The following is a 22,865-nucleotide window of genomic DNA, read 5'->3' as shown; positions in this document are numbered from 1 at the left end:
TTCATCCCCTGCCGCCCGCCTGCGCGGCTGCGGCATTTCTGCGAAGTAGCTCCGGCACGCTTGATTTGCAAGCGGCCCGGTGAAACCCTCCCGCCATGACACTGCCCGTCCTGAAACCCTATACCGCCGCCGACCGCCCCTGGCTCGTTGCCGCCCATGGCCGGCTCTACGCCCGGGACGAGGGGTTCGACGACAGCTTTCCGGCGCTGGTCGATGACATCCTCCGCAGCTTCGAGGCCGAACACGACCCCGCCTGCGAGCGCGGCTGGATCGCCTGGGAGGGCACAGCGCGGCTCGGCAGCATCTTCTGCGTGCGGCTCGACGACGAGACCGCCAAACTGCGGCTGTTTCTGCTGGAGCCAGAGGCGCGGGGCAAGGGGCTGGGGCAGCGTCTGCTCGAGACCTGCATGGGCTTTGCCCGCGACAAGGGCTATCGCCGCATGACGCTCTGGACCCATGAAAGCCACCGCGCGGCCTGCGCGCTCTATGCCCGCAACGGCTTTGACTGCATCAGCGCAAAACCGGTGCACAGCTTCGGCGTGGCGCTGGTCGAGCAGCATTGGGACCGCGTGCTCTAAGGCCGGATTTTGGCTTGCAATCGCCGGACCGCGGCGCTATCTCCCGCGGGCGTGCCGCCTTAGCTCAGTAGGTTAGAGCGCTTGATTGTGGATCAAGAGGTCCCCCGTTCGAGCCGGGGAGGCGGTACCATCTCCCCCAGAGATCCAATTTTCCCGGACTGGCAGAGACGGTCAGGCTGCGGTCGGGCGCATTGCGCGCTTGCGTCATGACAGAGGATGCAGCGAGGCGGGAAGCCGGCGGGTGCCCGCGCATCTCTGCACCGCCGCCCGCCAGCTTCCCCGGCCCCGATCTGGAGGGATACGCCGGGGCCCTGAGCCCCCGGCATAAAGCGCCAGAACCTGAACGCAATCGTTAGCTGCCCTCTGCCCCTATGGCAGATTGCCGCCGGTCCCTCGCGACCGCCCGCCACACCCTGCCCTTGGCCCTTGCAGCGCCGGGCGGATGGCTGCCTCAGAACCAGCCCAGCAGACGCCACCACAGGTAATCGAGCGGCAGCAGAAGCAGCAGCGTCAGCAGGCTCAGGCTGACCGTCGCCTTGGCGAGATGCCCCAGCCGTTCCCCCGAAAGCTGCATCGCCACCACCAGCGGCCCCGCCTGATAGGGCAAGACCACCGTCGAAAAGGCCACGACCTGCGTCATCAGCACCGTCTCGAGCCCGAACCCCGTCAGTTCCGACAGATCCTGCGCCAAGGGCGTCAACACCGCCGGCACCCCGGGAATCGTGGTGAACAACCCGGTCACCATCCCCATCCCCGTCAGCGAGAGAAAATTGGCAAAATCGCGTCCCGGCCCCAGCGGCAACGCCGCCGCAAGTCCGCGCCCAATCATCGCTCCAAGCCCCGAGGCATTGACCAGCGCCCCCAGCGCCAGCGCCCCGACGACGAACAGCAGCATCCCGAAATCGACGGAGGATTTGAACGCCGGCGGCGTCACCACCCCGATCCCCGGCAGGAGAAGCAGCACCGCCGCGCCCAGCCCGACCCAGGCAGGGCTGACGCCGTGCAGGCTGTCGGTCATCCACAGACACAGCGTCACCAGCAAGATCGCGGAGGTGCGCAATTGCGCAAAGCGGTCCACCGGCCCCGCCGCGCCCGCTGCACCGGGCACCGCCTCCGTATCGAGCGGCGCGCCGATCCGGTCCGGGAACAGCCACAGCACCACAATTACCGCCAGCGCCGATTTCACGATCCCAAGAACGGGATAATGCAGCGCGAGATACTCGGTATAACCGAAATGAGTGCCGTAGATGGTCTCGGCCCCGCCGGCGAGAATCATGTTGGGAATGTTCGAGGGCAGAATGGCAAAGCTCGGCATGTTGCAGCCAATCGCCAGCACCGCCGCGATGCCGATCCGCCCGTTCGACCCGCGCCCGAACCCGCAGCGCTCTGCCAGCGCCATGCCGATCGGCACCAGCACCACCGCCCGCCCCAGCGACGAGGGCATCACAAAGCCCAGCGCCATCGCCACCAGCATCAGCCCGCCGATGAGCCTGGGATAGCTGTGGGTCAGCACTGGCCCCATGAATTCGGCCAGCCGGCGGCCCAGCCCCGACACCGTGATCGCCGCACCGATCACAAAGCCCGAGACGATCAGCCAGGTCGCCGTCGAGCCGAAGCCCTGAAACACCAGCTCTGCCGGCGCCAGCCCGAGGATCAGCACCACCGCGAAGAAGATCAGGCTGGCCAGATAGCCCGGCACCACCCCCGTCCCCCAGAGCGACAGCGTGACGAGCACAATGCCCAGAATCCGCGATTGCTCGGCGCTCAGCGCCGCCGGCGGCATCAGCGCCAGCCCCAGCGCCACCGCGACCACCGCCGCGACCAGCGCGGATTTTCCCGAAAACCTGATTTTCTGGCTCATGACACGCCCACGCCTCGCAACTCTCATGCGTTTTGCATATGATTTCTGAGAGAGGCGCAAGGCTGGCCGCCCGGACCAGATGTCGCGGGGCGCGCTGGCGAAAGCGCCGCAGCGGCTGACCGCGCGGTGTCAGCCGGTCAGCCGGCGCAACACCGTGGTCACCGCAAAGAGAATCGCCGCGGCGCAGACCATGGAAGGCCCGGCGGGCGTGTCGAACACATAGGCCCCCCAAAGCCCGCCCAGCGCCGCAAGCGCGCCGAGCCCGGCGGCGATCCCCGCCATGGCTTCGGGGCTGCGCGCGAAGGGGCGCGCGGCAGCGGCCGGGATCAGCAGCATGGCGCTGACCAGCAGCGCCCCCACCACCTTGATCGCCACGGCCACCGCCAGCGCCAGCGCCAGCGTCAGGATGCGCTGTTCGCGGCGCGGATCAATGCCGCTGGCCCAGGCCAGATCGGGCGAGACGGTCGCCGTCAAAAGCGCCTGCCAGCGCCAAGCCAGCAAGGCGATGACCGCCGCGGCCCCGCTCCAGATCACCGCCAGATCGCCGCGCGTCACCGCCAGAATATCGCCGAAGAGATAGGCCGACAGGTCGAGCCGCACGCCGGGCACGAAGGTCACCGCCACAAGCCCGAAGGCCAGCGCGCTATGGGCCAGCACCCCCAGCACCGTATCCATCCCCAGCCCGCGCTCGGACAGCGTGGCGACCAGCAGCGCCATGATCAACGCCACCCCCAACGTGCCCGCCACGATGGGCAGCGACAACGCCAGCGACAACGCCACCCCCAGAATCGCCGCATGGGCGGTGGCATCGCCGAAATAGGCCATCCGCCGCCAGGCCACGAAACAGCCCAGCGGGGCCGCCGCCAGCGCAAGCCCCAGCCCGGCAAGCGCCGCGCGCACCAGAAAATCGTCGAGCATCACCCCGCCTCCGCCGCTTTCGGCGCCTGCGCCGCCGCATGGTCGTGGCCGCAGGTCTCGTCATGCACATGGCTGTGCTCGTGCCGGTAAAGCGCCAGCGCGCCATGTGTGCCGGTGCCGAACAGCGCCCGGTACTCCGCCGCCTGCGCCACGATTTCCGGATGCCCCTGGCAGCAGACATGGCCATTCAGGCACACCACGCGGTCCGAGGCGCTCATCACCACATGCAATTCATGGCTGACCATCACCACCGCGCAGCCCAGATGTTCCCGAATATGCTCGATCTGCTGATAGAACGCCGCCGATCCCGGCTGATCGAGCCCCTGCGTCGGCTCGTCGAGCAGCAGCAGCTCGGGCCGGGTCAGCAGCGCGCGCGCCAGCATCACCCGCTGGAACTGGCCGCCCGACAGGCCCGACATCGGCCGCTCGCCCAGCGCCTCGGCCCCCGCCTCCGCAAGCGCGGCCCGGCGCTCTTCGGCGGGCACCCGCCGGGGCAGCGACAGGAAGCGCATGACCGTCATCGGCAGCGTCGGATCCATCAGGAGCTTTTGCGGCACATAGCCCAGCCGCAGCCCGGGCTTGCGCCGGATGCGCCCCGCACTGGGTTTCAGCGCCCCGATCAGCGTGCGCAGCAGCGTCGATTTGCCAGAGCCGTTGGGGCCGACGATGGTGACGATCTCGCCCGGTGCGATGGCGAAATCGACCCCCTGCAAAACCTCGTGACCGCCCAGCGAGACATGCAGCCCCGTGGCCTCGATCAGCGTCATGCCCGGGCCTCCCGGCACTTCGGGCAAAGCCCCTCGGCCTCGACGACCATGCGCGCCACCTCGAAATTCAGCCCCGCCGCGGCGCTGCGCACCGCCTGGGCAATCTCGCGCGAGGGCATCTCGGCCACCGTTCCGCAGCCCGAGCAGATGAGAAAGGCCGGCGCGTGGCGCTCGCCCGGATGGGCGCAGGCCACAAAGGCGTTCAGCCGCTCGATCTTGTGCGCGAAGCCGTGGCTGACGAGGAAATCCAGCGCCCGGTACACCGTGGGCGGCTGTGCCCCCTGCCCCTCGGCGCGCAGCACGTCGAGCAGCTCATAGGCCCCCATGGCGCGATGTTCCCGCAACAGGATCTCAAGCACCCGCCGGCGTTGCGGCGTCAATTGCAGCCCCTGCGCGGCACAGGTGTCTTCCGCCGCGCCCAGCGCCTGCGCGATGCAGTGGCGATGGTCGTGCGAGGAAAAGCCGAGCGTGTCCATGGCAACCTCCGTAATCTAGGGGTTGATATGTTATAGCATCACGATTATCAAGCCCGGTGAATGTTATATCATAACAGGAAGACCTCTATGCTGAAACCGCTGCTTCCCGCCGCGCTGCTGCTGGCCACCCCGCTCTGGGCCGAGGCGCCCCGCACCGTCACCGACATCGGCCCCGTTCAGGGCCTTGTCGCCGCGGTGATGGGCGATCTGGGCACCCCTGACGTGCTGGTGCCCAAGGGCGCCTCGCCGCATTCGCACGCGCTCACCCCGTCGGAGGCGCGGGCGCTGCAGGACGCAGAGCTGGTATTCTGGATCGGCCCCGATCTGACGCCGGGAATCGGGCGCAAGATCGAGGCCATCGCGGGCGACGCCGCAACGGTGGTGCTGTCCGAACAGCCAGGCACACTGCATCTGGCCTCGCGCGATCACGTTCTCTTCGACGAACGTGTGCCGGCCGATGAGGACGATCACGATCATGACGAGGCGGATGCCGCCGACGCGCATGACGACCACGATCACGCCGAAGACGCCGGTCACGAGGACCACGACGATCACGACCATGCGGGCGGCGACCCGCATCTCTGGCTGTCCCCCGAAAACGCCGCCAACTGGCTGCCGGCGATTGCCGGCGCCCTGGCCAAAGCCGATCCGGTGAACGCCGCCGCCTACCGCGCCAATGCCGCCGCGGCGCAAGCCGCGCTCGACGACGCCGTCGCCCGCGCGGCGGCGCGGCTCGCGCCCGTGCAGGAAGACCGCTTCGTGGTGTTCCACGACGCCTATCAATATTACGAACGCGCCTTCGGCCTGCATGTGATCGGCGCAATCAAGCTGTCGGATGCCACCGATCCCAGCCCCGCCCGGCTCGATGCGCTGCGCGACGCGGTCGCCGAAAGCGGCGCCACCTGCGTCTTCGCCGAGCCGCAATTCGACCCGCGCCTGATCGCCGCCATCACCGAGGGCGCCGAGACCAAGGTCGCCGAGCTGGACCCGCTGGGCCTGGCGCTGGCGCCGGGCGCCGGCTTCTATCCCGCGCTGATCGAGGATCTGGCAGAGCGCATCGCAACCTGCGCGGCGCATTGAGCCCCGGCTCTTTCATCTTTCCGCAAAATACTCCGGGGGAAAGCGCGCTCCGGCGCGCGAGGGGGCAGCGCCCCCTCCTCCCCCCCTCCGCACCGACCTCAGACCGCGCCGGTGCGTCCCTCGAAGGTCTTCAGCGCAACCCCGGCCTCTTCCAGCGCCGAGCGGACCGTCCGCGCGATCTGCAGCGCGGTCTTGCCGTCGCCATGCAGACAGATCGTATCCGTGGCCGCCGGGATATGCCGGCCGCTCTCGGTGATGATCGCCCCCGCCTGCACCATCGCCACCATGCGCTGCGCGGCCAGATCCGGATCGTGGATCACCGCGCCCGGCTGCGAACGATCGACCAGCGTCGCGTCGTCGTTATAGGCCCGGTCGGCAAAGATCTCTCCCGCCCAGCGGCAGCCCAGTCCCTCCACCGCCTCCTGCTGCGCGGTGGCCGCCAGCACCATGACGATGATGTCGGGATCGACCGACAGCGCGCCCTCATAGGCCGCCTGCGCCAGACCGGCATCCTCGGCGCACATATTGGCCAGTGCCCCGTGCAGCTTGAGATGGCGCACCTGACCGCCCGCCGCCTGTGCCATCGCCCGGGCCGCGCCAAGCTGGTAGGCCACCAGGTTGCGCAGGCTGTCGCCGGAGATCTGCATCCGCCGCCGGCCAAAGCCCTGAAGATCGGGAAAGCCCGGATGCGCCCCGATGCCCGTCCCGCGCGCCACTGCCACCGCCATGGTCGCGGCCATCACGTCCCAGTCGCCCGCATGGAAGCCGCAGGCGATATTGGCCGAGGTGATCACCTCGAGCAGATCCGCATCCTGCCCCATCACCCAGGGGCCGTGGCTCTCGCCCATATCCGCATTCAGATCGACAGATGTCATGGCATCCTCCTAATGGTCGTGATGATCGCCGCTGGAAAACCCGCTGACGAGCTTGTGGGACAGCAGATCGGGCACATCCGCCGGATCGCGCACCACCGGCACGACCTTGCGCGGCAGCTCGGCAATCTGCCGGCGATAGGCCGCCTCGGCGGCCAGCGCCTCCGGAAGCGAGACGAAGCGGAAGCTCAGCCGCGCCCCCGCCGGGGCCTGCGCGATGCGCGGCAGATCCGCCGGAATGACGGTGCCCAGCCGCGGGTAGCCGCCAGTGGTCTGGCATTCGGCCAGCAGCACGAAGGGGGCGCCGTCGCCGGTGATCTGGATGTCGCCGGGCGAGATCACCTCGGACACCACCGACAGCCCGCCCTCGACGCCATAGCCCGCGCCGTCCGGCACGACCTTGACCCCCATGCGGTTGGCGCGGTTGTCCCGCGTGAACCCCTCGCGCCCGAAGCGCGCGCGCTGCTCCGGCGGGAAAAACGCCGTCTGAAGGCTTTCCACCACCCGCAGCGTACCGCCCGCGAAGCGGTTCTCGGCCGCCAGCTTGCGCCCGGTCTCGCCGCCCCGGTCAGGAGCGACCGCGAGCCGCGTGCCCGCCGCCACCGGCGCGCCGAGATTGGCGGTCAGATGCGCCGATTGCGCGTGCAGGATCTCGGGCTCGGCAAAACCTCCCCCCACATGCAGATAGCCATAGGCCCCGCTGGTCGCCGGGCCGATCTCGAGCCGCGCGCCCTTCGGCAGCAGATGCGAGGCGTGCCAGAGCAGCGGCGCCCCGTCGAGCGTGGCCCGCATCGGCGCGCCGGTCAGCGCGATGCGCATCTCCTCGGTGGCCTCGAACTGCCCGCCCATACCGCCCATCTCGAGCGCGACGGCGCCGCGCCTACCCAGCAGCGCCTCCCCCTCGGCAAGCGCCAGCCGGTCCATCGCGCCGCCGCGCGACAGGCCATAGGTAATCCAGCCCGGGCGGCCGGCGTCCTGCAGGGTCAACGCGGGACCCGCCCGATGCACGATCAATGCGCGGCTCATGACAGCGCCTCCCATGTGGCACCGCCCTCCGGATCGCCGGCGAGATTGGCAAAGACCTCCTCCGAGACCGGCGGAAACGCCACCTCGTCGCCGGGCGCCAGCAGGAAGGGCCGCTCGTGGCCCAACCGGAACAGCGGCGCGGCGGTCTGCCCGACATGGCGCCAGCCGGTGGGCGCGGTGACCGAGAAGATCACGAATTGCCGGATCGCCAGCACCAGCGCGCCTTTCGGCACCTGCGGCGTCAGCGCCTGCTGGCGCGGAATGTTCCAGCGTTCGGGCAGTTCGCCCAGATAGGGCTGCCCCGGCGCGAATCCCAGCGCCGTCACCCGTACCCGCGCGGTCGAGAGCGAGGCCAGCGCCTCGGCCTCCGACATCCCCGCCGCCGCCGCCGCCTCGCCGAGCTGCGGGGCCAGGGCACCGCCATAGACGGTGGGAATCCGGTGCAGCCGCCGGCCATGCGGCAATTCCGCCTGAAGCCAGTCGCGGCTCTGGATCAGAGCGCGCAGCTCGGCCTCGAGCGTCTCATGGGTCAGGTAGAGCGGATCGAAGCGCAAATAGCAGGAGACCAGCGAGGAGGAGCTTTCCTCCACCCCGTCCCAGCCCGCATGCTCGACTTCGGCGCGAAAGGCCAGCGCGGCGCGGTTCGCAGGCTCGCTCAGCCGGTCGCCGAAGCTGACCAGCATACCGTCGATGCCAACGGTGCGAATGATCGGAAAGCTGGTGGATTCCAGCGTCATGGCCCCGGCCCTGTCAGGTAAAATCCGTTTGAACATGAACAATCCCGGCGCCCGCTGCAAGCCGGCTGGAGCGTCTGGCGATCTTGCGGGAAACCGGCTCATCGCAGATGGCACCCGGCGGGTGGAAAAGCGGCGGCGGGTGGTCGCCAAACCCATCTTGACCAAGACGGAGACTTGTTTCCGGACCAGAGGCACGGAGGTTGCAGGTAAGACCTAGACTTCGCGCGGGCAAGGTCCGCCCAAGACCGACCCGGGCGACCTTTACCCCAAAACCCGCGTCATCGCGGCGAGAAACGCCGCCACCTCGGCCTCCGAATTGTAATGGCAGAGCGACACGCGCACGCAATCCGCCTGCCCCAGCGGGGTCAGGATATTGCCCGAATAGTGATCCGCCTTGCGGCTGTGCACCCGGATCCCCTCGCCCGACAGCGCCGCGACCAGATCGACCGAGGCCCGCCCCTCCGCGTAAAAGCTCACCAGCCCCTCGCGCGCGGGGTTGTCCACACCGCCGACGATCGTCACGCCCGGCATCTCGGCCAGCCCCGCCAGATTGCCGGTGCCGTGCAGCATGGCCCGGGTCAGCGCCGCCTCGTGATCGTGGATCGCCCGGCCCGCCGCCGCGATGCGGGCGCGCGGCTCGGTCTCGTCCGAGACCGCGCCGCCCAGCCATTCGAAATACTCGACCACATCGGAAAAGGTCGCATAGGCGCCGGTATCGCGCGTCCCAAGCTCCCAGCTGCCCGCAGGCCCGCCGATCAGCGCGTCATGCGGCAGCGCCGACAGCCGGTCCGAGGCCCAGGCGAGCCCGTAGCCATGGCGCGAAAACACCTTGTAGGGCGAGATCACATAGCCGTCGATGTCATAGCCCGCGATGTCGATGCCGCCGTGGCAGGCGTGCTGGATGCCGTCCACGATGATCAGCGCCTCGGGCGCCTTGGAACGGATCGCCGCGACGATGGCGGGCACATCCATGCCCATGCCGGTCACCGGCGAGGTGTGCAGGATCGTCGCCACGCGCACATCTTCGGTCACCGCCGCCGCATAGGCCTCTGCCGTCACCACGCCCGTGGCGTCGTCATGCGGGACCAGCACATGGCGCTTGCCCGCCACCTCGGCCCAGCGTGCACAGGCGCTGCGCGAGGCGGGATGTTCCACGGTCGAGCCCAGCACCACACCCTCCGGCGTGCCAAGACAGGCATCCGCGATCAGCCGGAACAGCAGCTCCGTCCCGCTTTCTCCCAGCAGCACCTTGCCCGTCTCCGCCCCCAGAAACAGCGCCGCATCCTCGCGCGCCTTGGCGATGATCTCGCCCAGCGCCGCCGAGGCGGGGTTGTCGCGGCCCTGGTTGTCGGGAATCGCGGCAAAGCGCGCCGAGGTCTCGACCACCGATTTCAGCGTCAGCGCCCCGCCCGCGTTTTCGAAAAAGATCCGCGGGCCGGTGAAGGGGCAGTCCTCCACATAGGCGAATTTCGCGCGGATGGTCTCGAGCAGTTCGGGCGTGATGGCAGTCAATGTCGGGTTTCCTCTTGCCGGGCCTTTTCGGCGGCCTCGATGGCCTCTTCCATATCCTCGGGATCGGTCGAGGGGATGGCGTAGCTGCCCGAGACCCATTTCGCCAGATCCACATCGGCGCAGCGTTTCGAACAGAAGGGGCGGTATTTGACTTCGGTGGGTTTGCCGCAAATCGGACAGCTCATGTCAGCACCTCCCGCAGCGGCACGCGCTCGCGCTTGCGCTGCAATTCCATCAGACCGAGCTGGGTCCAGCCCGCGAGAATGGTCTCGGTCTCGTCCTGACGCAGCGCGGCGCGCAGCACCTGCTCCATCTGGCGGCGGTCCTTCTTGGGCGCGGGCGCGGGATCGACCAGGATTTGCCCGCCCAGCCCCCGCAGCCGAAGCTGCCGGGGCAGCTCGCGCAGCGCCGACATATTGGCCTTGAGCCCCGCCGCGGGCGAGGTATCGCCGCCGGTGTTGATATCAACGGCCACCAGCGCGCGGGTCGGCTCGATACACATCGACCCGCCGCCCGCAAGCGGCACCAGCGGGCTGCGCAGCGCGTCGATCATGTCATGCACATTATGGCGCTCAAAGCTGCCGGGCGCGGCGTCGAGATCGCCGGTATCCCATTCCCGCCAGGCCAGCGCATGCGGCCCGTCGCCCTCGACCAGCGTTTCAGGCTCGCCCGCGCTGTCCTGCAACACCTGCGCCGCCAGCCGGGCCATGGCCTCGATGTCCTCGGCGATGTCCTGGGCATGGGCGCCCGCGCAGGAAGAGCGCAGGATCAGCCCGTGATCGCCCTCCATCACCTCATGGGCGATGGCCAGCAGCTCGTCGCGCAGATCGTCGTCCTTGATCTGGCGCGACACGTTGATGCCCGGCGCGCCGGGGGTGACGATGGCATAGCGCGACTTGAACAGCAGCCGCGTGGTGACCGGGATCGCCTTGCCGGGCTCGGCATAGCCCGTGACCTGCACCAGCAGCGCGTCGCCCGGCGCCAGCCCCTTGACCTGCCGCAGAAAGGCGGTGCCGTCCGGGGTTTGCAGGAACATGCCGCCCTGCCCCTTCATCGGGCGCAGCGCGGTCGCGCGGTAGATCGTGCCGGGGCGCGGATGATCGCTGTCGATCAGCAGATCCTGAAGCTGGCCATCGACGATCAGCGCGGCGGCTTCCGTCCCGTCCAGCTCGTCCAGTGCGATGGTGCGGCCCTTCATGACGCTGCCCTATGCTGCCTTGTAGAGAGGATAGCCCGCCGCGATCAGCAGCCCGGCGGTTTCCGCCAGCGGCAGCCCGACGACGGCGGTGAAACTGCCGTTGATCCAGGGAATAAACGCGCCCGCAGGCCCCTGAATGCCATAGCCGCCCGCCTTGCCATGCCAGTCGCCGCTTTGCAGATAGGCGTTCAGCTCTTCGTTCGACAGGCTTTTCATCTGCACCTGGGTGACGACATCGCGCTCCCAGATCCGGTCGCCGCGTTTGACGGCCACGGCTGTGATCACACGATGACGGCGCCCGGACAGGGCGACCAGAAACGCCGCCGCTTCCTTCTCGTCGGCCGGTTTGCCGAGGATTCGGCGGCCCAGCGCGACGGTGGTGTCGGCGGAGAGCACGATCTCGTCGGGCCCGCAGGGAATCGCCTCGGCCTTCTCGCGGGCGAGACGCACGCAATAGGGACGCGGAAGCTCGCCCTTGCGGGGATCCTCGTCGATGTCGGGAGGGCGGATGTCGGCGGGGGTCACACCCAGCTGCGCGAGCAATTCGCGGCGGCGGGGGCTGCCGGAGCCGAGGACAAGTTTCATGCGCGGGCCCGTGCGGTTTCGATCCGCGATGCGGAATCTTCCGGTGATGTCAGGCCCATGCGGGGCTTACTTGAAGCGATAGTTGATCCGACCCTTGGTCAGATCGTAGGGGGTCATTTCCACCTGAACGCGGTCGCCTGCCAGAACCCGGATGCGGTTCTTGCGCATCTTTCCTGCCGTATGTGCGATGATCTCATGGCCGTTCTCGAGCTCGACCCGGAATGTCGCATTGGGCAGGAGTTCCTTCACGACGCCGGGGAATTCGAGAATGTCTTCCTTGGCCATGGTATCTCCTGTGTGTGCCATTCCGCGCTGGTTTGCGGAACGCACAACGATATGCGCCCAAACGACGCCTTTTTCAAGGGCACATCTGCCCTGCAAATCAGGAAAGGCTCCGCAAGACGGCGGGGCGGTCACGCCCGGCCTGCTCGTCCCAGTGGGTGCGGTTGAGCACGACCCCATCCTTGCGAACCCGCGCGACCGCGTCAAGATCAAGCTCCGCATAGGTCCAGCCGGGACGGTTCATTGTGCCCTCGGCAAGCACCCCGCTGGCGGGAAAGCCTGTGTCGGGCGGCCCGAAAACCCCGCCCATGCCGCTATTTGTGTCCACCGCCTCGGACCAGTCGCAGGTGCCCACGGTCGAGGCCATCACCGTCACGCATTGCTGTTCCAGCGCTCGCGCCATCGCGCCGATTCGCACCCGGTGATAGCCATGCGCCGCCTCGGTGCAGGAGGGCACGAGGATCAGATCGGCCTCCGACAGCGCGCGGGCCAGCAGCGGATATTCGCTGTCATAGCAGATCAGGATGCCGATCTTGCCCAGCGCCGTGTCGAAAAGCGTCAGCGGCCCGCCGCCCACCACGTCCCACTCCTCGCGCTCGAAGCGGGTCATGATCTGCTTGTCCTGATGGCCCATGGCACCGGAGGGTGCAAAGAACCGCGCGCGGTTCACCGGGCGCGGGCCGATCCCGGCATCGAAGACCGGGGCGGAGGCGGCGAGGATATGCACGTCATATGTCTTTGCCAGTTCCGAGTGCAGCGCATCCACCTGCGGAATGACCTCCGAGACCGCGTGCAGCGAGGCTTCGAGATCCAGCGCCACGTCGCGGCCCGCCAGCGTGGCCAGCTCCATCGCACCGTATTCCGGGAAGACCAGCAGATCGGCGCCCTGCCCTGCGGCCTCGCCCACCCATTCCGTGAGCTTCGCGGCGTAAGCCTCCCAGTTGTCGAGGAAATCCATCTTGTAAGCGGCGGCGGCGAGTTTCATGGCGTCGTCCTTGTTGCAGGCGAAGGCCGGGGCGCTGCCCCGGACCCCGGGATATTTAGAGCCAATGGAAAACCGGGAATCAGAGCGATTTGATCCAGAACTGCAAGGAATGGTCCGATTGATCGGTATCCCCGAGGTCTTTCCATCGAAAATGTGCAAGTGCACCATCGAGCTTTTCATAGCCGCGCTTACGCCAGAACGGGTCTAGCGGTGCATAATCGGCCGGGCGCGCCGGGTGATCGGGCGCGCGCAGCACGCCGCAGAAGGCCGCGTGCCGGCGCCCCAGCGCGCGGGCATGTCCCTCGCGCAGATCGAAGAACCTGTGCCCGATCCCCCGCCCCCGATAGGCGGGCAGCAGCACGGATTCGGCGCAGTAGAAGACCTCCGCCAGATCGTAGCCCGTGCCCGCGAAGGCTGCGGCGAAATCCTCGGCGTGATCCTCCATCGGCGTGCCGGTGGCGGCGCCCACAAGCCGGGGGCCGTCGAAGGCGCCGACCAGCACGGCACCGGAGCTGTCGCGATAGGTCTGAAGATAGCGGCGCTCATAGGCGACATCGCCATCGTAGAGATAGGGAAAGTCGCGGAACACCGCGATGCGCAGCCGCGCCACATCGTCGAGCGCGGCGTCGAGCGCCGCGCCGGTCAGCACCTCGACGCGCATCAGCTGACCTGCCGGATCCAGTCCGCGAGGTTGTAATAGGTCACCACGCGAGTGATCTTGCCGTCCTTGAGGGTAAAGAACGACCCCGCCGGCAGCCGGTAGGTCTGGCCATGCGCCTCGGGCAGCCCGGCATCGGTGTTCAGGTATGTGCCGTTGACGATGTACTCGGCGGCGCCACGGGTGCCGTCCTCGGCCTCGAACACCACCATATCGGTGAGGGTTTCGTCATAGCAGTGGGACATGTGGGCGCAGAATTCGGCGAATTTGGTCTTGCCGCTGCGGATCTGCCCTTCGTTGACGTGATGCGCCACGTCGGTGGCGAGGCAGGCCAGCATCGCCTCGGTGTCCTTGGCATTGAAGGCGTCGAAATAGCGCTGGAGGGTGTCGGTGGCGCTCATCTGTCTCCCCATCGGCTCTTGAGCTTGTCCATAATCTGATCGCGGGTCTGGCGATAGGCGTTGAGTTTCATCTCGCGGGTCTCGCCCAGCCCGGTCGGGTCCATGATCGGCCAGTACTCCACCGTCAAGTGGTAAAACCGCGTGAGATCCAGCGCCGCGCGCTGCGAGGCCGGTGACATGGCGACGATCAGGTCGAACCCCGAGAGCGCCTCGCCCATCTCCTCCAGCTCCTCGAAGCTGCGGGCACGGTGTTTGCTCAGCTCGACGCCGATCTCCTTGCAGACCGCGATGGCGAACCCGTCCACCTCGAGGTCGTTCACCACGCCGACGGATTGCACATAGGTGTCGAAGCCGTAGAGCTTCTTCATGATCCCCTCGGCCATGGGAGAGCGTACCGCGTTGTGATCGCAGCAGAAAAGCACCGATTGCGGCAGGTCCGCCAAGCCTCAGCCCCCGAAATGCAGCACGCAGATGAGGGTAAAGAGCCGGCGCGCGGTGTCGTCATCGACCTCGGCCTTGCCCTCCAGCCGCTCCTGGAGGATGCGCGCGCCCTCGTTGTGGATGCCGCGGCGGGCCATGTCGATGGTCTCGATCTGGCTGGGCGCGGCGGTTTTCACCGCGTCGAAATAGCTTTTGCAAATCTGAAAGTAATCCTTCACCACCTGCCGGAAGGGCGAGAGCGAGAGATGAAACTCCGCCGCTTTCTCATCGGCCTCGGTGGACACGTCGAACACCAGACGCTTTTCGCGGATCGCCAGCCCCAGCTTGTAGGGGCCGGGCGGCACCGCGCGGTCGTCGCGCGCGGGCAGGGAAAAGCTGTTCTCTTCCATGAGGTCGAACATGGCGACACGGCGTTCCTGCTCGATCTCGGGCGTGGGCGGCGGCAGGTTGGCGTCGTCCAGGTCGATCTGAGAGATATGGCTCATGGGCGTAGTCCTTCAGCGGGCCCGAAAGGCTTAGCGTGCCGCGCCGGGCACTGCAATGCGGGGCTGCGATGATGAGACGCGTTTCCCGCATAGGAGTATTTATGCTATGCTGATTCATTGGTTAGATGAATTTTCAGGAGCGCGGCCATGTCCCGGCGTGCCATCATTCTTGTCCCCGGCTTTTCCCGCAAGGAGCGGCACCAGTCCCGCGACCGGCTGGTCAGGGCGTTGCAGCACTACACCGACGGCTGGCGGGTCGAACAGACCGACGAGGGCGACGGCCCGACAACCGGCGCCATCGGGCTGACCGCCGCGGCGCGCGCGGGCGGCGAAACCCGCGAAATCGACGTCTACGAGGCCTATTGGGGCGATCTGGTCCCCGACTGGAGCAACGAATCCCCCTGGGCGCGGTTCAAGCGGGGCTTCTTCCTGATCCGTTACTGGCTGACCGGCGGCGTGCGCGGCTGGCTGGCCCGGGGCGAAGCCCCGCCGCGCGCGGCCTGGGCGATGGTGATCGCGGCGTTTCTGCTGATCCTGTGGTGGATCGTGGTGGCGATCTTTCTGATGCAGGCCATCGGCAACGGCACGATCACCCTGCCGGACTCGCTGACACAGATCCCCGTCGTTCAGACCGTCTGGAACTGCCTGACCGGCTGGACCGCCACGATCGGCGGTTCGGTCTTTGCGCTGATCATGCTGTGGATCTGGAGCCTGGGATGGCTCGAGCAGTTTTCCAACATCTCGGCCTACACCAAGGCCTATCTGCGCGACGAGGCGCTTGGCGACGACGATGTCGGGCTGCGCGCCAAGGCGCGGCACCGGGTGCTGGAGGTTCTCGATCAGGTTGCCGATGTGCACGGCGACAAGGCCTATGACGAGATCTATGTCGTGGGCCATTCGCTGGGCGGCGCCATCGCGGTGGATGCGCTGGCCGAATGCGGCGATCTTCTGGAACGCGTCGTCCTGTTCACCTGGGGATCGGCCCTGGGGATGCTGGCGCAGCAGGAACCGCTGGTCGAGCAGGAGATCGCCAAGTTCTACACCTCGGAGACCCGTGTCCGCTCGTGGGTCGACGTGGTGTTTCCCAAGGATTTCATGGGCTCGAAAGTGCCCGTACCGCGCCGTTTCGGCAAAGACGGCGCGCCGGGGCCGAGCTATGACATGCTGTTTCCCGGCGCCGTCGCCCCGACCCTGCCCAAAGGCATGCACACGCTGGAACTGACCCGCATCCACGAAGCCTATTACCGCTGCGAGACAGCGGTTCTGATGCTGGTGCAGCCGGTCACGGCGCTGCCGCCGCTGCCGGACGACCCGGTCGGCGCCGGACCGCGCCCGGTGGCCGGGCTGCGCGGCTGAGCGCGGGAGCGGGGGATCAGCGGTTGAGCTTGCGCAGCCGCGCGGTGACGCTCAGCCCATGCGCTTCGAGGCTTTCCGACTGCGCCAGCACCTCGGCGGCGGGCCCGATGGCGCGCAGCGCCTGCGGCGACATCTGCGCCAGCGTGGTGCGCTTGAGGAAATCCAGCACCGACAGCCCCGACGAAAACCGCGCGGACCGGGCCGTGGGCAGCACATGGTTCGGCCCTCCGACGTAATCCCCGATGGCCTCGGGCGTCCACTGGCCGAGAAAGATCGCGCCCGCATGGTGGATCTTTTCGGACAGCGCCTGCGGATCGGCGACACACAGCTCCAGATGCTCCGGCGCCACCCGGTCCGAGAGCGCCGCCGCCTCGTCGAGATCCCGCGCCACGATCACCGCGCCGAAATCGCGCCAGCTCGCGCCGGCGATGGCGCTGCGCTCCAGCACCTCGAGCTGACGGTCGACCTCGGCCGCCACCGCCCGTCCGAATGCCGCATCGGTGGTGACCAGGATCGCCTGCGCGCTTTCGTCATGCTCGGCCTGGCTCATCAGATCGAGGGCGAGGAATTCCGGATCGTTCTCCGCGTCGGCGATCACCAGGATTTCGGAGGGGCCTGCGATCATGTCGATGCCGACCTTGCCGAAGACCCGCCGCTTGGCCGCCGCGACAAAGGCGTTGCCCGGGCCGGTGATCTTGTCCACCGGGCGCACGGTTTCCGTGCCATAGGCCAAGGCCGCAATCGCCTGGGCCCCGCCCAGCCGGTAGATCTCGTCCACCCCGGCGATCCGCGCCGCCAGCAGCACCAGCGGATTCACCTCGCCATCGGGGGTGGGCACGGTGATGCAGATCCGCTCGACACCGGCCACCTTGGCGGGAATGGCGTTCATCAGAACCGAGGACGGATAGCTCGCCAGCCCGCCCGGCACATAGAGCCCCGCCGCCGAGACCGGCGTCCAGCGCCAACCCAGCGTGGCGCCGTCGGGATCGGTCCAGAGCGCGTTCTCGGGCATCTGGCGGACATGGTAGGCGCGGATGCGCTCCGCCGCCGTCTCCAGCGCCGCCCGTTCCGAGGCGGGCACCTGCGCGCAATAGGCGTCGATCTCTTCGCGCGTGAAGGCAAGCCGTTCCGGGCTCAGCTCCAGCCGGTCGAATTTCGCCGTCAGCTCGATCAGCGCCGCGTCGCCCCCCGCCCGAACCTCGGCGATGATCCCCGCGACGATGTCGTCCACATCGGGACTGTCCTCGCGCTTGGCGCTCAGGAGCCGGGCGAATTCGATCTCGAAATCCGGCTCGGTCGTGTCGAGAAAGACGGGCATGGCAAGGTCCTTGTGCGTGTCCTTCGCCTCTTACCCGCTGCCCGCCCTTGCCTCAAGCACCTGCGCGCCGCCTTGATCCCGGTCAAGGCCGGTAAAATTCGTAGCGCTAACATTCCGAAGGACGGGGAGACCACGCAAAGGGAGGAGGACTCACATGAGAGCCTTTGCAGCCATGGGTGCCGTTCTGGCACTCATCCTGCCCTTGTCGGCACAGGCCGACCAGGCAGGGGAAGCCGAATACCTGAACCATTGTGCCGCCTGTCACGGCGTCTCGGGCACGGGCGATGGCCCGCTGGCCGAGATGATGACGGTTCCGGTGCCCGATCTCACGCAGATCTCGGCCAGGAACGACGGCGCCTTTCCCATGCTCGCGATGATCCAGGTGATCGACGGGCGGACCGGGGTGCGCGGGCACGGATACCCGATGCCGGTCTGGGGGCAGCGGTTCAAGGACAGCGCAGAGGAGATGGGCAGCTACGGCAGCGAGATCGAGGTCCGCGGGCGCATCCTGTCGCTCGCCTATTTCCTCGAGTCGATCCAGGCGCCGTAAACCGCCGGACTAGCCTTCGTGATCCGGCAGTTTTCCGGAAACGGCACGATACGGCCGGGTCACGTCGCGCAGGCGAAGCTCCAGAGCTTCGACCTGCGCCCGCAGCGCGCCGTCGCCGGCCAGGGTAAAGACGACAAACCCCGCGCCCTCTTCTCCGGGTTCGAACTGCACCGAGAGAAGCGACAGCACGGTTTCTCCATCGCCACGGGCAACGCCCTGGCTGGCCACCGCCTGCACATTCTCGACCGAGACCAGCGCCCGCACACGCTCGGGCGGCACGGTGTGCACCCCGTCCTCGCGCCGCACACGGTTCACCAGCAGCGCCAGCCGCCGGTGCCGTTTTTGCCAGGAAATATCGCCCGCGGTCAGCACCGCATCCTGCAGCAGCGCGGAGAGCACCTGCAAATCCTCGGGGTCCATCGCCCCGAGATTCAGCGGCCCGCCGCCTGCGTCTTCAAACCGTGCGTCCGTCAATCGCCCTTCACCCGTTCGATCTTGGCCCCGACCCCGCGCAGCTTGCGCACCACATGCTCATAGCCGCGATCGAGGTGATAGACCCGGCTTACCACCGTTTCGCCCTCGGCGGCGAGTCCCGCCAGAATCAGCGAGACGCTGGCGCGCAGATCGGTGGCCATCACCGGCGCGCCCTTGAGCTTCTCGACCCCCGTCACCGTCGCGGTGCCGCCATGCACGTCGATCTGGGCGCCCATGCGTATCAGTTCCGGCGCGTGCATGAAGCGATTCTCGAAAATCTTCTCCTCGAGCACCGAGGTTCCCTCGGCGGTGCAGAGCAGCGCCATCATCTGCGCCTGAAGATCGGTCGGAAAGCCCGGGAAGGGCTCGGTCACCACATCCACCGCGCGCACCCGCCCGTTCTTGCGGCTGACCTTGAGACCGGTCGCCGTCTCCTCCACGCCGACCCCCGCCGCGTCGAGCTTTTCGCAAAAGCTCTCGACCAGCGCGATCGTGCCGCCGAGGCACTCCACCTCGCCGCCGCAGATCGCCGGGGCCAGCATATAGGTGCCCAGCTCGATCCGGTCGGTCACCACCCGGTGAGTCGCCCCGCCAAGCCGGTCGACGCCCTGGATCTCGATGGTATCGGTGCCCTCACCCGCGATCTGCGCCCCCATCTTGCGCAGGCATTGCGCCAGATCGACAATCTCGGGCTCGCGCGCGGCGTTCTTCAGCACCGTGGTGCCCTTGGCCAGTGTCGCGGCCATCAGCGCGTTCTCGGTCGCGCCCACGGTGACGAAGGGAAACTCCACCACCCCGCCCCGCAAGCCTCCGGCAGGCGCCTTGGCGTGGACATAGCCCTCTTTCAGCTCGAGCTCGGCGCCCATGGCCTCCAGCGCCTTCAGGTGCAGATCGACGGGCCGCGCACCGATGGCGCAGCCGCCGGGCAGCGAGACCTCGGCATGGCCGTGCCGCGCCAGCAGCGGGCCGAGCACCAGGATCGAGGCGCGCATCTTGCGCACGATGTCGTATTCGGCGCGGGTGCTGGTCAGGCTGTGGCTCGACATCGCCAGAACCTGATCCTCCTGCAACCCCTGCACCTCGGCGCCCAGCGATTGCAGCAGCAGCGTCATGGTACGGATGTCCGACAGCCGCGGCGCGTTGGTCAGCGTCAGCGGCTCGTCCGACAGCAGCGTCGCCGGCATGAGGGTCAGGCAGGCGTTCTTGGCACCCGCGATGGGGATCTGGCCCGAAAGCGGGCCATTCCCGGTGACGACGATGGAATCCATGTCCTACTGATCCTTTTCACTGCTCTGCCCCGGCGCGGCTTTCTCCGCTCCGCGCGCTCTGGCCTGTTGTTTTCGCCGCGCGAGATTCGCCTTCAGCGCCGCTTTCAGCCGCGCATCGCGATCATCCGCCTTGGGTTTCTGGCTGCCTGTCTTGCGCTCCATGGACCTTCTTTAAAGCAGGGGCGAAAAACCGTCCAGATTGCGCTTGCACCGGATTCGATTTGCGTCTAATCAGCCGCCCACGCCATCAAGGCGTCCCGGCGCTGCCGTAGCTCAGGGGTAGAGCACTCCCTTGGTAAGGGAGAGGTCGAGAGTTCAAATCTCTCCGGCAGCACCATCTTCAAACACCCACCCATACCGACCCCGAGAGCGCGGGCTTCCCTCGCCCGGCGCATGATCTCCTTGGGACAGCCGGACCCGCTCAGGACCCCCTGGGCGCCTCCGGTGCCCTGTTGGCCGCGACGATCGACGCCGCCAGCTCCGGGTCGCGGACCGCGCGGGCGAGCATCAGCGCGCCGATCAGCCGGCTCAGCAGACGGATGGCCATGGTATCGTCACCGTCCGCCGCCCCGGAAATCAGCGACAGCGTGTGCCGGAGCCCGTCCTCGAACGCCCTCCCCACGCGCGCGTCGTGGCGTGGCGCCTCGCTGGCCAGCGCCGCATAGGCGCATCCCTTCTCGCGATGGGCAATGTGAGGCGCGGAAAGATACCACTCCGAAACGGCGGCGAGCGGATCGCCCTGCGCCGAGTCGAGCACCGCCTGCCAGGCCTCTGCGTTCCGGGCAAGCGCCTCGGCCGTCGCCTCCGCGATCAGCGCTTCCTTGCTGTCGAACTGCTTGTAGAAGGCCCCGTTGGTCAGCCCCGCCGCCTGCATCAGCCCGGCGATTCCGATGCCGTCATAACCTTCGGCACGAAACATCTCGCTTGCGGTCGCGACCACGCGCTCCCGGTTCTTCGCCGCATCGCTCCGGCTCATGCGCATGGGCATCCCCCCTTTTCGCTCATCGTTAAATTACAGTCATAATCTTAATGTTGACAAGAATGATTACGATCATAATCTAACGGCAACACCAAGAGGAGCCCCCCATGCCCAGAGACCCGAACCCGATCGTCATTTCCGCCGCGCGCCGCACCCCGCTGGGTGCCTTCATGGGGGCCCTGTCGGGGGTCAGCGCGACAGAGCTCGGCACGGCGGCGATCCGCGCGGCGGTTTCCGATGCGGGTCTGGCGCCCGACCGGGTGTCGGAGGTGCTCATGGGCTGCGTGCTGCCGGCGGGGCTCGGGCAGGCGCCGGCGCGGCAGGCCGCGCGGGGCGCGGGGCTGGCGGATGCCACCGGCGCCACGACGGTGAACAAGGTCTGCGGATCGGGCATGAAGGCGGTGATGATCGGCCACGACCTGCTCCGGGCGGGCAGCGCCGGAATCGTCGTCGCCGGCGGGATGGAGGCGATGTCGGGTGCGCCCTTTCTGCTTTCGGAGATGCGCAAGGGCCGCAAGGCGGGCAGTTCCGAGCTGCTCGACCACATGATGAAGGACGGGCTCGAAGACGCCTATGACCGGGGTCGCCCCATGGGGCTTTTCGGCGAGGCCACGGCAGAGCGCTACGGCTTTAGCCGCGAGGATCAGGACAGCTATGCCATCGAGACGCTGACGCGAGCGCGCCAGGCGGTGGAACGCGGCGCCTTCGACGCGGAATGCGCTGCGGTCACGGTCCGTACCCGCAAGGGCGAGGTCACGGTCGTGCGCGACGAGCGCCCCTTGCAGATCGCTCCCGACAAGATCCCCGGCCTGCGCAGCGCCTTCGGCGAGGGCGGGACGATCACCGCGGCGAGCTCCTCGGCCAATGCCGATGGCGCGGCGGCGCTGGTGCTGACCACGGAGGCCACGGCGGTGGCCGAGGATATGCCCGTGATGGCGCGCATCCTTGGCCACGCGACCCATTCGCAAGAACCCGCCTGGTTCACCACCGCGCCGATTCCGGCGATCCGCAAACTGCTGGACCAGCTCGGCTGGGCGGCGGCAGAGGTCGATCTGTTCGAGATCAACGAAGCCTTTGCAGTGGTCTCGATGGCCGCTGCGCAAGAGATCGGCATTCCGCGCGACCGTCTCAACGTGAACGGCGGCGCCTGCGCCCTGGGGCATCCCATCGGCGCGACCGGGGCCCGCATCCTGGTCACGCTGCTGCATGCGCTGCGCGCCCGCGGGCTGCGCCGCGGCATCGCCTGCCTCTGCATCGGCGGCGGCGAGGCCACCGCCGTCGCGGTGGAGCTTGTGGGCTGAGCCGGCGCCCTGCCCGGCACGCGCCTGGGCGGCGGCGCGTTGCGCGCCCCTGCCCTAACGCCTGTCAGGCCACGCCGAACCGGGCGCGGAACCGCGCCATATCCGCCGGCGTCGGTGGTTGGCCCGCAAAGATCGTGACGTAATCGGCGACGCGCAACAGCCGCGTCTCCAGCGTTTCGCGCACCTGCATCGAGATATATCCCATCTGGGTCAGATAGACCGTGCGCGCCCGGACATCCGCCTCGGCCTCTGTCACCCCGAACCGCCGGAACATCTCGCGAATCGCCGCCAGCCGCGCCTCGTCCGCCGCCTGCACCTGCGCCGCGACGCCCGCATCCCCATGCGCCCAGCCGCGCACCGCGAAATCGAAGCGCGGCTCGAAGCCGGTCTCGTCCAGAAACGCCCCGATCAGCGACAGCACCGCCTCGGGCAAGGTCTCGGCATAGGCGGCGCAGGCGGTCACGATGGCGCCGGTGTTCTGCGCCTCCCAATGCGCCAGAAGCGCGTCGAGCAAGGCGCCGCGATCCTTGAAAAACCAATAGAAACTGGTGCGCGAGAGGTTCAGCCGCGCCCCCAAAGGCTGGATCTTCACCGCCTCGAGCCCGCCATCGACAAAGGCTTGCTTGGCCGCCTCCAGCCACAGCTCGCGCGATCCGCGCCAGCCCGCCGCCTTCGCGGCCGCATCCTCATCCGTCTGCCCTGTCATGCGCCCGGTCTAGCCGCCGCCCCCTCTTGGAACAAGGGAAATGGACAGTCA

General features: G+C 67.9%; 28 protein-coding genes and 2 tRNA genes. 7 read left to right on the top strand and 23 right to left on the bottom strand.

The genetic code is table 11. The features are described 5' to 3' along the window. Positions 1–95 precede the first annotated feature (95 nt). Together M4578_RS18545 and M4578_RS18540 are read left to right on the top strand one after the other, a co-directional pair. Positions 96–578 carry a GNAT family N-acetyltransferase gene (locus M4578_RS18545; protein ID WP_258094789.1) on the top strand — a complete coding sequence of 161 codons (483 nt, stop codon included), beginning with the start codon at positions 96–98 and terminating at the stop codon, positions 576–578. 53 nt (positions 579–631) lie between these two features. After that, positions 632–708 (top strand) — tRNA-His (locus M4578_RS18540). Positions 709–1,029: 321 nt separating this feature from the next. Here the strand turns inward: M4578_RS18540 and M4578_RS18535 are convergent. The 4 genes from M4578_RS18535 to M4578_RS18520 form a co-directional block, all read right to left on the bottom strand. After that, a complete protein-coding gene (locus tag M4578_RS18535; RefSeq protein WP_258094788.1) occupies positions 1,030–2,439 on the bottom strand; it encodes an SLC13 family permease in 1,410 nt (469 codons plus the stop codon). 129 nt (positions 2,440–2,568) lie between these two features. After that, positions 2,569–3,357, bottom strand: a complete 789-nt coding sequence (locus M4578_RS18530; protein ID WP_258094787.1) for a metal ABC transporter permease — start codon at positions 3,355–3,357, stop codon at positions 2,569–2,571. Beyond that, positions 3,357–4,124, bottom strand: coding sequence for an ATP-binding cassette domain-containing protein (locus tag M4578_RS18525; protein ID WP_258094786.1), 768 nt, complete (start codon positions 4,122–4,124; stop codon positions 3,357–3,359). The genes M4578_RS18530 and M4578_RS18525 overlap by 1 nt, the downstream gene beginning before the upstream one ends. Next, complete coding sequence (locus M4578_RS18520; RefSeq protein ID WP_258094785.1) at positions 4,121–4,600, bottom strand: transcriptional repressor; 480 nt, start codon at positions 4,598–4,600, stop codon at positions 4,121–4,123. The genes M4578_RS18525 and M4578_RS18520 overlap by 4 nt, the downstream gene beginning before the upstream one ends. An 87-nt stretch (positions 4,601–4,687) precedes the next feature. On the opposite strand from M4578_RS18520, the gene M4578_RS18515 reads away from it, so the two are divergent. Beyond that, positions 4,688–5,680 carry a zinc ABC transporter substrate-binding protein gene (locus M4578_RS18515; RefSeq protein ID WP_258094784.1) on the top strand — a complete coding sequence of 331 codons (993 nt, stop codon included), beginning with the start codon at positions 4,688–4,690 and terminating at the stop codon, positions 5,678–5,680. Positions 5,681–5,778: 98 nt separating this feature from the next. On the opposite strand, the gene M4578_RS18510 is transcribed toward M4578_RS18515, so the two are convergent. The 13 genes from M4578_RS18510 to M4578_RS18450 all read right to left on the bottom strand — a co-directional run bounded on the left by M4578_RS18510 (position 5,779) and on the right by M4578_RS18450 (position 14,862). After that, on the bottom strand, positions 5,779–6,555 hold the full coding sequence (locus M4578_RS18510) for a LamB/YcsF family protein (RefSeq protein ID WP_258094783.1): 777 nt from the start codon (positions 6,553–6,555) through the stop codon (positions 5,779–5,781). Positions 6,556–6,564: 9 nt separating this feature from the next. Continuing rightward, positions 6,565–7,578, bottom strand: coding sequence for a 5-oxoprolinase subunit C family protein (locus tag M4578_RS18505; protein ID WP_258094782.1), 1,014 nt, complete (start codon positions 7,576–7,578; stop codon positions 6,565–6,567). Continuing rightward, entirely contained in the window at positions 7,575–8,315 is a 741-nt protein-coding gene (locus tag M4578_RS18500; protein WP_258094781.1) for a 5-oxoprolinase subunit B family protein, read from the bottom strand. The genes M4578_RS18505 and M4578_RS18500 overlap by 4 nt, the downstream gene beginning before the upstream one ends. Before the next feature lie 261 nt (positions 8,316–8,576). Beyond that, positions 8,577–9,827 (bottom strand): aminotransferase class V-fold PLP-dependent enzyme, encoded by a 1,251-nt coding sequence (locus M4578_RS18495; protein WP_258094780.1) that lies wholly within the window; start codon positions 9,825–9,827, stop codon positions 8,577–8,579. Further along, positions 9,824–10,012 carry a DNA gyrase inhibitor YacG gene (locus M4578_RS18490; RefSeq protein WP_258094779.1) on the bottom strand — a complete coding sequence of 63 codons (189 nt, stop codon included), beginning with the start codon at positions 10,010–10,012 and terminating at the stop codon, positions 9,824–9,826. The genes M4578_RS18495 and M4578_RS18490 overlap by 4 nt, the downstream gene beginning before the upstream one ends. Beyond that, the gene (locus tag M4578_RS18485) at positions 10,009–11,025 is read right to left on the bottom strand and encodes a ribonuclease E/G (RefSeq protein ID WP_258094778.1); all 1,017 of its coding nucleotides are present in this window, start codon (positions 11,023–11,025) and stop codon (positions 10,009–10,011) included. Before M4578_RS18485 ends, M4578_RS18490 begins: the two co-directional genes overlap by 4 nt. A gap of 9 nt (positions 11,026–11,034) precedes the next feature. Then, positions 11,035–11,610 carry a Maf family protein gene (locus M4578_RS18480; protein ID WP_258094777.1) on the bottom strand — a complete coding sequence of 192 codons (576 nt, stop codon included), beginning with the start codon at positions 11,608–11,610 and terminating at the stop codon, positions 11,035–11,037. Between the two features lie 66 nt (positions 11,611–11,676). Next, positions 11,677–11,895, bottom strand: a complete 219-nt coding sequence (infA, locus tag M4578_RS18475) for a translation initiation factor IF-1 (protein ID WP_007792573.1) — start codon at positions 11,893–11,895, stop codon at positions 11,677–11,679. 97 nt (positions 11,896–11,992) lie between these two features. Then, entirely contained in the window at positions 11,993–12,877 is an 885-nt protein-coding gene (locus tag M4578_RS18470) for a carbon-nitrogen hydrolase family protein (RefSeq protein ID WP_258094776.1), read from the bottom strand. Between the two features lie 79 nt (positions 12,878–12,956). Beyond that, entirely contained in the window at positions 12,957–13,538 is a 582-nt protein-coding gene (locus tag M4578_RS18465) for a GNAT family N-acetyltransferase (RefSeq protein ID WP_258094775.1), read from the bottom strand. Beyond that, positions 13,538–13,936: a ketosteroid isomerase-related protein gene (locus M4578_RS18460; RefSeq protein WP_258094774.1), complete on the bottom strand. Its 399-nt coding sequence runs from the start codon at positions 13,934–13,936 to the stop codon at positions 13,538–13,540. Before M4578_RS18460 ends, M4578_RS18465 begins: the two co-directional genes overlap by 1 nt. After that, positions 13,933–14,379, bottom strand: a complete 447-nt coding sequence (locus M4578_RS18455) for an arsenate-mycothiol transferase ArsC (RefSeq protein ID WP_258094773.1) — start codon at positions 14,377–14,379, stop codon at positions 13,933–13,935. The genes M4578_RS18460 and M4578_RS18455 overlap by 4 nt, the downstream gene beginning before the upstream one ends. A 3-nt stretch (positions 14,380–14,382) precedes the next feature. After that, positions 14,383–14,862 carry a UPF0262 family protein gene (locus M4578_RS18450; protein WP_258094772.1) on the bottom strand — a complete coding sequence of 160 codons (480 nt, stop codon included), beginning with the start codon at positions 14,860–14,862 and terminating at the stop codon, positions 14,383–14,385. A 147-nt stretch (positions 14,863–15,009) separates the two neighbouring features. On the opposite strand from M4578_RS18450, the gene M4578_RS18445 reads away from it, so the two are divergent. After that, positions 15,010–16,218: an alpha/beta fold hydrolase gene (locus tag M4578_RS18445; protein WP_258094771.1), complete on the top strand. Its 1,209-nt coding sequence runs from the start codon at positions 15,010–15,012 to the stop codon at positions 16,216–16,218. Between the two features lie 16 nt (positions 16,219–16,234). Here M4578_RS18445 and hisD read toward each other — a convergent pair whose 3' ends face one another. Further along, on the bottom strand, positions 16,235–17,536 hold the full coding sequence (gene hisD / locus M4578_RS18440; protein WP_258094770.1) for a histidinol dehydrogenase: 1,302 nt from the start codon (positions 17,534–17,536) through the stop codon (positions 16,235–16,237). Between the two features lie 154 nt (positions 17,537–17,690). Between hisD and M4578_RS18435 the strand changes: the two genes are divergently transcribed. Then, positions 17,691–18,086 carry a c-type cytochrome gene (locus M4578_RS18435; protein WP_258094769.1) on the top strand — a complete coding sequence of 132 codons (396 nt, stop codon included), beginning with the start codon at positions 17,691–17,693 and terminating at the stop codon, positions 18,084–18,086. A 9-nt stretch (positions 18,087–18,095) separates the two neighbouring features. Here M4578_RS18435 and M4578_RS18430 read toward each other — a convergent pair whose 3' ends face one another. The 3 genes from M4578_RS18430 to M4578_RS18420 are packed head-to-tail and all read right to left on the bottom strand — an operon-like array spanning position 18,096 to position 19,990. Further along, positions 18,096–18,560, bottom strand: coding sequence for a DUF2948 family protein (locus tag M4578_RS18430; RefSeq protein WP_258094768.1), 465 nt, complete (start codon positions 18,558–18,560; stop codon positions 18,096–18,098). Then, positions 18,557–19,828 carry a UDP-N-acetylglucosamine 1-carboxyvinyltransferase gene (gene murA / locus M4578_RS18425; protein WP_258094767.1) on the bottom strand — a complete coding sequence of 424 codons (1,272 nt, stop codon included), beginning with the start codon at positions 19,826–19,828 and terminating at the stop codon, positions 18,557–18,559. Before murA ends, M4578_RS18430 begins: the two co-directional genes overlap by 4 nt. 3 nt (positions 19,829–19,831) lie before the next feature. After that, positions 19,832–19,990, bottom strand: a complete 159-nt coding sequence (locus M4578_RS18420) for a hypothetical protein (RefSeq protein ID WP_258094766.1) — start codon at positions 19,988–19,990, stop codon at positions 19,832–19,834. 100 nt (positions 19,991–20,090) lie between these two features. On the opposite strand from M4578_RS18420, the gene M4578_RS18415 reads away from it, so the two are divergent. Continuing rightward, positions 20,091–20,165: transfer RNA gene (locus tag M4578_RS18415), tRNA-Thr, on the top strand. Between the two features lie 84 nt (positions 20,166–20,249). Here M4578_RS18415 and M4578_RS18410 read toward each other — a convergent pair. Then, on the bottom strand, positions 20,250–20,804 hold the full coding sequence (locus tag M4578_RS18410) for a TetR/AcrR family transcriptional regulator (protein WP_258094765.1): 555 nt from the start codon (positions 20,802–20,804) through the stop codon (positions 20,250–20,252). A 110-nt stretch (positions 20,805–20,914) separates the two neighbouring features. Between M4578_RS18410 and M4578_RS18405 the strand changes: the two genes are divergently transcribed. Next, positions 20,915–22,108, top strand: a complete 1,194-nt coding sequence (locus tag M4578_RS18405) for an acetyl-CoA C-acyltransferase (RefSeq protein ID WP_258094764.1) — start codon at positions 20,915–20,917, stop codon at positions 22,106–22,108. Positions 22,109–22,172: 64 nt separating this feature from the next. Here M4578_RS18405 and M4578_RS18400 read toward each other — a convergent pair whose 3' ends face one another. Further along, positions 22,173–22,814, bottom strand: coding sequence for a TetR/AcrR family transcriptional regulator (locus M4578_RS18400; RefSeq protein WP_258094763.1), 642 nt, complete (start codon positions 22,812–22,814; stop codon positions 22,173–22,175). Positions 22,815–22,865: the final 51 nt, after the last annotated feature.

Origin of the sequence: Salipiger pentaromativorans, assembly GCF_024721115.1 — a bacterium.
Taxonomy (GTDB): domain Bacteria; phylum Pseudomonadota; class Alphaproteobacteria; order Rhodobacterales; family Rhodobacteraceae; genus Salipiger; species Salipiger pentaromativorans.
Note: the sequence above shows the minus strand (reverse complement) of the source record. Positions and strands in the feature narration are given on the sequence as shown.